Consider the following 1150-nt stretch of genomic DNA (forward strand, 5'->3'; position numbering starts at 1 on the left):
GCGTCCCAGACGCGAGCTTTGAGCGGTGCTTTCTGTCGTTTCAGATTTCTTCTCCCCACAATAAAACCACCCTGCTTTTTAAGGGGGGCTAGGGGGGATCTAGCTTAACTTAACCGTATTGTGTTTTATCTAAACTGCGGAAGTGACAGCAATTTTTAGATGATTTGACTGCAAAAAGGGTAAGATAAAAGCAGTAGTAAGGAGTAGCATTGATTTAGTGAAAAGCCACGGTTCGGCCTGACATAAAAGCGCGTCGATCGCATGGAAATTGCACCGCACAGCCAAAATGAATAAGTCTCCGATAAAAATTCTGCTAGTAGAGGACGATGGATGGCTGAGTGCAACACTGGCTAAGGTGTTGGAAGCAAATCATTACAGGTTCGATCGGGCAAATGATGGACAAGTGGGCCTAGACTTGGCAGCAGCAATTGAGTATGACCTGATTTTGTTAGACGTGCAGGTTCCCAAACTAGATGGAATTAGTCTATGCCGGCAATTGCGATCGCAAGGCTACCACAAACCGATCCTGTTAATTACTGCAAATGATTCAGATGCGGAGGTGGTGGCTTTTTTCGATGCGGGAGCCGATGATTACATCAGCAAGCCTTTTGCTGCGGAAGTATTACTGGCAAGAATCCGAACTTTATTGCGACGCAGTAAAGCATTTTCCCCAGGAGGTTCTAGTCAGAATTCAGCGGCTAATACATTGACTTGGGGAGCTCTTTGTTTAGATTTAGATTCTGGTAGAGTGACATTTGCCGAACAAATAATTTCACTGACAGCGACAGAATATAATCTGCTGGAATTATTGCTGCGAAATCCCGATCGCATCTTTAGTCGCATTGCTATTTTGGATCGTCTGTGGGGATTTGATGACGCACCAACCGATCGCGCGATTATCACTCATATTAAGGATGTCAGAAAGAAATTGAAGGCCGGCGGCTTAACTGAAGAAATCATCGAAACAGTTTATGGCATGGGCTATCGACTGAAACCGTACCCCCAATCTGCGCCCTTTAACCCACATTCCGCAGATATTTAACCAGATTTAATTGATGATGAATTCGGAATCACTAAAGCCCGAAATGGTTGCCGTGCAATCATTTGGGCTTTTTTAGTGTATAATAAATTCTTCTAGTAGAGCAACTCG

General features: G+C 44.3%; 1 protein-coding gene. It reads left to right on the forward strand.

Annotated features, from left to right (window positions below; all coding sequences use genetic code 11):
* Positions 1-286 precede the first annotated feature (286 nt).
* Positions 287-1042 carry a response regulator transcription factor gene (locus QUB70_RS32545; RefSeq protein WP_332985930.1) on the forward strand — a complete coding sequence of 252 codons (756 nt, stop codon included), beginning with the start codon at positions 287-289 and terminating at the stop codon, positions 1040-1042.
* Positions 1043-1150: the final 108 nt, after the last annotated feature.

It is taken from the genome of Microcoleus sp. A003_D6, from assembly GCF_036702825.1.
GTDB lineage: Bacteria > Cyanobacteriota > Cyanobacteriia > Cyanobacteriales > Microcoleaceae > Microcoleus.

What these genes read in the sequence shown, in the direction of transcription:
- QUB70_RS32545 (WP_332985930.1), top strand. Translation starts at nt 287, where the DNA reads ATGAATAAGTCTCCGATAAAAATTCTGCTAGTAGAGGACGATGGATGG.